Raw genomic sequence first — 6,905 nt, forward strand, 5'->3', positions numbered from 1 at the left:
AATATGTTTATTTTATATTACTTAAGACACCGTTTATAAATTTATAATGACCTTCATCACTAAATTGTTTTGTTAGCTCTACTGCTTCATTAATGATGACTTTAGGGGGCGTATCACTATGAAGCAATTCAAAGGTAGCCATTCTTAAAATAATACGATCCGTTTTTAATAATCGTTGTATAGACCAGTCTTTTAATTTTGGTTCAATTGTTTGATCTAAAACTTGTTCATGATCTTTCACTCCTGTAACAAGCCAATGAATGAACTCAAAATCTAAGTCTGGATAATCGTCTTTTATAAAATTTATAGCTTCATTGATTGTTAAATCTGTATTTTTCATTTCTAGTTGAAACAATGTCTGAAATGCTTGTTTTCTTGATTCTTTACGACTCATAAGAAACTCCTTTGTATTATGGTAACTTTGATTTATTCAGCTGTAATGTGCATGATATGAATGTTAATTTCTTTGGGTTCGATAGCAGTCATTGTTTTAATGGAATTAAAAATAGAAGTCTGAATTTTACTTGCAACTTTAGCTATTTTTATTCCATGTTTAATAGAGCAATAAACATCAATATGAATACCATCATCTTTAGTATTAACTTTTAAATTTTTATTTAAATTTTTACGACTTATTTTTTCAATATTACTCTTTCTTAGTTCATAAAAATGCCCAGTCACTCCTTCAACTTCAGAAACAGCAATACTTGCTATTACTGAAATAACTTCTGGTACAATTTCTACTTTACCTAAATTAGCATGTGAATAATCTGCTACATTTACCATTGTTTTATCCTCCTATTCACTCTCAGCCATAATATTATACTTTTCTAAAAAGTTTGTATTATAATCTCCAGATTTAAAAATATCATTATTCATTAATTTAAGATGGAATGGAATTGTTGTATCTATTCCTAGAATTAAATATTCACTTAGTGCTCGAATCCCAGTCATTATTGCTTCATCTCTGGTAGGTTCATGCACAATCAATTTTGCTACCATTGAGTCATAATAAGGTGGAATCGTATAGTTTGTATAACATGCTGATTCGATTCTTACTCCGTATCCTCCTGGCGCAAGGTATTGTGTAATTTTACCTGGTGAAGGCATAAAATTTTTATAAGGATTTTCAGCATTAATTCTATATTCAATGGCATGGCCATTTATTGTAATATCATCTTGCTTATAAGGTAGCGGTTCTCCCATAGCAACTTTTAATTGCAATTTCACTAAGTCTACACCGGTTACCATTTCAGTAACTGGATGTTCTACTTGAATTCGTGTATTCATTTCCATAAAATAGAATTTATTTTCATTTAAATCATATATGAATTCTATAGTACCAGCATTTTCATAATTCACTGCTTTAGCTGCGCGAATAGCGGCTTTACCCATCTCTTTACGTTTTTCATCTGTAAGTATTGGCGAAGGTGACTCTTCTACTAATTTTTGCATACGTCTTTGAATTGTGCAGTCACGTTCGCCTAAATGAATTACATTACCGAATTGATCACCAATCACTTGAATTTCAATATGACGGAAATTTTCAATGAATTTTTCTAAGTATAATCCACCATTACCGAAAGCTGTTTGCGCTTCTTGTTGTGTCATACGGTAACCATTTTCTAAATCGTTCTCATTTCGTGCAACGCGAATTCCTTTACCTCCGCCACCAGCAGTAGCTTTAATAATAACTGGATATCCTATCTGTTTAGCCACTTTTTTAGCATCTTCAATCGAATCAATTAATCCATCACTTCCTGGTACTACAGGCACGTTAGCTGCTATCATTTCAGCTTTAGCTACATCTTTAATACCCATTTTTTGAATGGATTGATAACTTGGTCCAATAAATTTTAATTGGCAAGCTTCACAAAGTTCAGCGAAATCACCATTTTCGGCTAAAAAGCCATAACCTGGATGAATTGCATCACATCCTGTTGAAGTCGCTATAGATAGGATGTTTGGAATATTTAAATATGAATCTTTAGACTGAGTTGGACCGACACAATATGCTTCATCAGCGATTTGAGTATGTAATGCATCTTTATCTCCCTCAGAATATATAGCAACAGTTTGAATACCTAAATCATGACAAGCTCTAATAATTCTAACTGCAATCTCACCACGATTTGCGATTAATACTTTTTTCATTATTTCACCTTAAATAACGGCTGGCCATACTCTACCATTTGTCCGTCTTCCACTAAAATTTCAACGATTTCTCCTGTGACTTCTGCTTGAATTTCATTAAATAATTTCATGGCTTCTAAGATACATACAGTTGAATCATTAGTGACTTTATCCCCAACTTGTACATAAGCTTCCTCTTCAGGTGATGGAGATTTATAAAAAGTCCCTACCATCGGGGCATTAATTGTTTCGTAGTTTGACATTTCATTTTCTTGGTTTACTTCACTAGTTTGAGACATTTCATTTGCCATTGGTGTTTGTACAGATGGTTGAGATGCCATCACTGTTGGTTGTTGTGAATATTGAGGCGTAATAATTTCAGTTTCTTTTTGTTTTTTTAAATTAACTACGCTACCTTTATTATCTTCTATATTAATTTCAGTTAAACTTGATTCATCAAGAATTTGAATTAATTCTTTAATTTCTTTAAAGTTCATAATTTAATGACTCCTCGACTTAGTTTTCATCTACCCATCTATTTTACTTGAGTGTGAAAATCAATTCAAGCGTGTTCATTTAACTGAGATCTAACTTATGATTAAAAAAGTATATAAGTAATTATAATATAGTAAATTTATATTAAAACTTAGATACTAAAATATTGATTATTCTTTTTCATTATTTATATAAAAACAGGTTAATCCATAATTAAATATGCATTAACCTGTTTTAATTTAAATTTTTAAAATTATTAATTATGCTCTTGAAATGTAACTACCATCGCTTGTATTAATAACTAACACATCGCCTTCGTTAACGAATAATGGTACATTTAAAGTATAACCGGTTTCAACTGTAGCAGATTTTGTAGCACCAGTTGCAGTATCACCTTTAATACCTGGCTCTGTTTCAGTAACTTCAAGTTCAACAGTTTTTGGTAATTCAATACCAATCGTTTCACCTTCATATGACTGAATTTGAACTTCCATATTCGCTTTTAAATATTTTAATTCATCTTTTAAGTAATCGCCAGATAATTCTGTTTGATCAAATGTTTCATTATCCATGAAGACATGAGTATCTCCATCAGCATATAAATATTGCATACGACGATTTTCAATCATCGCTTGTTCTACTTTTTCACCAGCTCGGAAAGTTTTTTCTTGAATAGCGCCTGTTCTTAAATTACGTAATTTAGAACGAACAAAAGCAGAACCTTTACCTGGTTTTACGTGTTGGAAATCAATTACTTTCCAAATTCCATTATCTACTGAAATAGTTAAACCTGTTTTAAAATCATTAACCGAAATCATTCAGTTTCCTCCTCAATTATACGCTTACTATAAAATAATAAGGTCTTTTGTGCATTTAGTAAAGACTTCACACCCATTTTCAGTAATTAAAATGTCATCTTCTATACGCACTCCACCAAGACCATCTACATAAATACCTGGTTCAATAGTAACACAATTATTAACTTGAACTGTATCATTAGTATTTTTAGATAATACTGGACCTTCATGAATATCCAAACCAATACCATGACCTAAAGAATGACCAAATTCATTACCATAACCATGTGCTTTAATATAATCTCTAGATAATGCATCAACTTCCTTAGTTGTCATACCTGGCTTGATTTCTTCAATTGCCTTTATTTGAGATTGAAGCACGATATTATAGATTTCTTTCAATTTTTTATCAGGTTCACCAATCGCAAATGTTCTAGTAATATCTGAACAGTATCCTCTATAATATGCACCAAAGTCAAGAGTAATCATGTCACCTTTTTCGATTACTTTATCACTAGCAACTCCATGAGGCAAAGCCCCTCTATAACCAGAAGCAACGATTGTATCAAATGATGGACCATCAGCGCCTAGTTCTAACATTTTACTTTCAAGCAATGCTTTTAACTCTCTTTCAGTCATTCCAACTTTTGCAATATTTAAAATGTAGTTATAAGTATCATCCACGATCTTAGCCGCATATTTTATTTTAGCGATTTCTTCAGGTGATTTAATTTCTCTAATTTTTTCAATGGCATTGCCTATACTTACGTACTTCGTATCAATTTGGCTTAATTCTTGAAACGTATCATAGCTAACTAAATGACCTTCAAAACCTACTGTTTTATACTGCTTGTTTTTTATAATTTCTTTTATCTCATCAATAATCCCACTACGTCGATTTACAATTTCAAAGTGAGTGGCTTGATTTGTGGCTTGTTCAATATAACGGAAATCTGTAATCAACTTATTTTCATTATTAGAAATGATTAAAGCGCCACTTGTTCCAGTGAAATCAGAAATATAACGTCTATTATAGTCAGATAATATAACAAGAGCATCAAGATTTTCACTTTTTAATATATGACGAACTTTAGCTAATTTATCCATTTAACCCACTCCTTGTATAACGTTTGTACATTTTTATTATATACATTAAAATAATAACATACTTAAAATATTAAAGATATTTTGATTTAGGGAGATTTACATGAAAAGATTATTAACGATTTTAGGAGCTTCTTTGTTTTTGGTTGGCTGTGGCTCTCAAAATTTAGGACCTTTAGAAGATAAAACAACCAATTTAAGAGATGAGAATCATAATTTAAAATTAAAAATTCAACAACTAAATCAAGATATAAATAATCAAAAATCTCAGTTAGAAGCATTAAATAAAGATAAAAAGAATGTATCTAAAACTGTTGATAATAATAATGAAGCTAATTTTTTACAAGCTTCTTCAAATTATTATCAAGATATTGCTAAGATTATCGATAAATTTAATCAACTTGATTTAAATAAAACTAAAAAAGATGATAAAAATCAAAATCTTGAAAAGCTAAATTCATTATCAAATGATATAGATGATGCCTACAGCAAATATAAAAGTGATACAGATAAAAGTAATATATCAAATGATAATACTAACGAAGATAAAACTATTAAACAAATAAACAAAAATCTTCAATCTGCTTTTAAAGATATTAAAAATGGCTATGAATCTAACAATAAAAAGAAAATAAATCAAGGTAAGATGAAGTTATCACAAATTAATGTTTCTAGTAGTTCATAAAATAGGAGTTTTTTAGTTGAAAAATATTATATTTTATTTCGTTTTAATTATAGCAGCTATAGGTTTACTGCTAAATCTAAATATTTTTGTAATGTCGTTCATGAAAACAATTTTCACACTTATAATGATTGCTCTTATTATTTACTTTATCTATTATTTCTTCTTCCTTACAGAAGATCAGAGAAAATATCGAAGAGCAGTCCGAAAATATAAAAAAAGACAAAGAAAATAAAAACAAGGAGGTTCAAGAGTATTAGTACTCTTAAGCCTCCTTGTTTTATATCTATTTTTTATATAACCACTCTTCTGAACGATATTTTTCTTCAAGAACTTTTACTTCGGCTAATTGATTTTCAGTTAGAGATAGTGGTTTAAATTCGATATTTAAACCTTTTTTAAATCCTTCTTCAAATGCTTTTTCCATTTCTTCAATAGAGATGTGTCTATCTGATATATCATTTATTGCTACAGCTTTATCTACAAAAGCTTTTTTCATTTTTTCTTTCAAGCGATCATTCTTAAAAATAAACATATCAAATAATTCGTCTACATCTACATCTTGAAGTAGTGACCCATGTTGAAGAATAACACCCTTTTGACGTGTTTGTGCACTACCTGCAATTTTACGTCCTTCAACGACCAATTCATACCAACTTGGGGCATCAAAGCAAACGGCACTTCTTGGTTGTTTTAATTTTTCTCTCTCTTCTTTAGAACGTGGAATAGCAAAATAAGCATCAAATCCTAATAATTTAAAGCCTTCTAAAAGTCCTTCTGAAATGACACGGTAGGCTTCAGTAATTGTAGAAGGCATATTTGGATGAGATTCAGGTACGATAACACTATATGTTAATTCTTTGTCATGTAGAACGCCTCTACCACCAGTTTGACGGCGAACTAAACCAAATCCTTTTTCTTTCACTTTATCGATATCAATTTCTTTTTTTAATCTTTGAAAATAACCTACAGATAAGGTAGCAGGATTCCAAGTATAAAATCTAACTACAGGATCAATTTCCCCTCTTGAAACAAAATTTAATAAGGCTTCATCCATTGCCATATTATAATAAGGATCATGGCTCCCAGTATTGATAAAATTCCATGTTTCAGTCATATAAAAACTCCAATCACAACTTAATTTATATAAATTCAACGTTAATGTTACTTTAGAATGTATTAGAAATATGAAACAATAAAAAATTTTTGATAAATTGAGCTAACACCTTTATAATTAATAATAACGGTTAATTAGGGAGGATGCAATATGAATGTATCTTTGATTATAGCATTAATAATTATAGTTTTAATAATCCTTTACATGGTTGGAAATTTCTTTCTTAATCGACGAGCTGTAACTGAACTAGATCAAAACGAATTTCATAAAGGTTTAAGAAAAGCTCAAGTCATTGATGTACGTGAAAAAGTTGATTATGATTATGGTCATATTAATGGTGCTCGCAATATTCCAATATCTATGTTTAGACAAAGATTTCAAGGTTTACGTAAAGATCAACCTGTATATCTTTGTGATGCAAATGGTATTGCCAGTTATCGTGCTGCTCGCATTTTGAAAAAAAATGGATATAAAGATTTATACATGCTTAAAGGCGGCTATAAAAAATGGACTGGTAAAATTAAAACTAAAAAATAATTATCAGAAATAAAACTCTCAAGAAATTTCTTGAGAGTTT

The 6,905-nt window shown here is 30.0% G+C and carries 10 protein-coding genes; 3 read left to right on the forward strand and 7 right to left on the reverse strand.

The genetic code is table 11. From position 1 onward, the window contains the following. Nucleotides 1-7: 7 nt before the first annotated feature. The 6 genes from nusB to HMPREF2647_RS04170 all read right to left on the reverse strand — a co-directional run bounded on the left by nusB (nucleotide 8) and on the right by HMPREF2647_RS04170 (nucleotide 4,532). Nucleotides 8-394, reverse strand: a complete 387-nt coding sequence (gene nusB, locus HMPREF2647_RS04145; protein WP_017176252.1) for a transcription antitermination factor NusB — start codon at nucleotides 392-394, stop codon at nucleotides 8-10. A gap of 32 nt (nucleotides 395-426) precedes the next feature. Continuing rightward, nucleotides 427-786, reverse strand: coding sequence for an Asp23/Gls24 family envelope stress response protein (locus HMPREF2647_RS04150; RefSeq protein WP_017176251.1), 360 nt, complete (start codon nucleotides 784-786; stop codon nucleotides 427-429). A 12-nt stretch (nucleotides 787-798) separates the two neighbouring features. Beyond that, nucleotides 799-2,154, reverse strand: coding sequence for an acetyl-CoA carboxylase biotin carboxylase subunit (gene accC / locus HMPREF2647_RS04155; RefSeq protein WP_017176250.1), 1,356 nt, complete (start codon nucleotides 2,152-2,154; stop codon nucleotides 799-801). After that, on the reverse strand, nucleotides 2,154-2,630 hold the full coding sequence (gene accB, locus HMPREF2647_RS04160) for an acetyl-CoA carboxylase biotin carboxyl carrier protein (RefSeq protein WP_019835214.1): 477 nt from the start codon (nucleotides 2,628-2,630) through the stop codon (nucleotides 2,154-2,156). The genes accC and accB overlap by 1 nt, the downstream gene beginning before the upstream one ends. 258 nt (nucleotides 2,631-2,888) lie before the next feature. Then, on the reverse strand, nucleotides 2,889-3,446 hold the full coding sequence (gene efp, locus HMPREF2647_RS04165; protein ID WP_002449752.1) for an elongation factor P: 558 nt from the start codon (nucleotides 3,444-3,446) through the stop codon (nucleotides 2,889-2,891). 27 nt (nucleotides 3,447-3,473) lie between these two features. Further along, entirely contained in the window at nucleotides 3,474-4,532 is a 1,059-nt protein-coding gene (locus tag HMPREF2647_RS04170) for a M24 family metallopeptidase (protein ID WP_049382014.1), read from the reverse strand. Nucleotides 4,533-4,632: 100 nt separating this feature from the next. Between HMPREF2647_RS04170 and HMPREF2647_RS04175 the strand changes: the two genes are divergently transcribed. Together HMPREF2647_RS04175 and HMPREF2647_RS11445 are read left to right on the forward strand one after the other, a co-directional pair. Further along, entirely contained in the window at nucleotides 4,633-5,214 is a 582-nt protein-coding gene (locus HMPREF2647_RS04175; protein ID WP_017176248.1) for a putative periplasmic lipoprotein, read from the forward strand. Between the two features lie 16 nt (nucleotides 5,215-5,230). Beyond that, nucleotides 5,231-5,446 (forward strand): SA1362 family protein, encoded by a 216-nt coding sequence (locus tag HMPREF2647_RS11445; RefSeq protein ID WP_017176247.1) that lies wholly within the window; start codon nucleotides 5,231-5,233, stop codon nucleotides 5,444-5,446. A 51-nt stretch (nucleotides 5,447-5,497) separates the two neighbouring features. On the opposite strand, the gene HMPREF2647_RS04185 is transcribed toward HMPREF2647_RS11445, so the two are convergent. Then, nucleotides 5,498-6,328, reverse strand: coding sequence for a lipoate--protein ligase family protein (locus HMPREF2647_RS04185; RefSeq protein ID WP_017176246.1), 831 nt, complete (start codon nucleotides 6,326-6,328; stop codon nucleotides 5,498-5,500). Between the two features lie 150 nt (nucleotides 6,329-6,478). Here HMPREF2647_RS04185 and HMPREF2647_RS04190 point away from each other — a divergent pair, with 150 nt between their 5' ends. After that, a complete protein-coding gene (locus HMPREF2647_RS04190; protein ID WP_002449897.1) occupies nucleotides 6,479-6,865 on the forward strand; it encodes a rhodanese-like domain-containing protein in 387 nt (128 codons plus the stop codon). Nucleotides 6,866-6,905 lie beyond the last annotated feature (40 nt).

This window comes from Staphylococcus sp. HMSC035D11 (assembly GCF_001836075.1).
Classification (GTDB): Bacteria; Bacillota; Bacilli; order Staphylococcales; family Staphylococcaceae; genus Staphylococcus; species Staphylococcus hominis.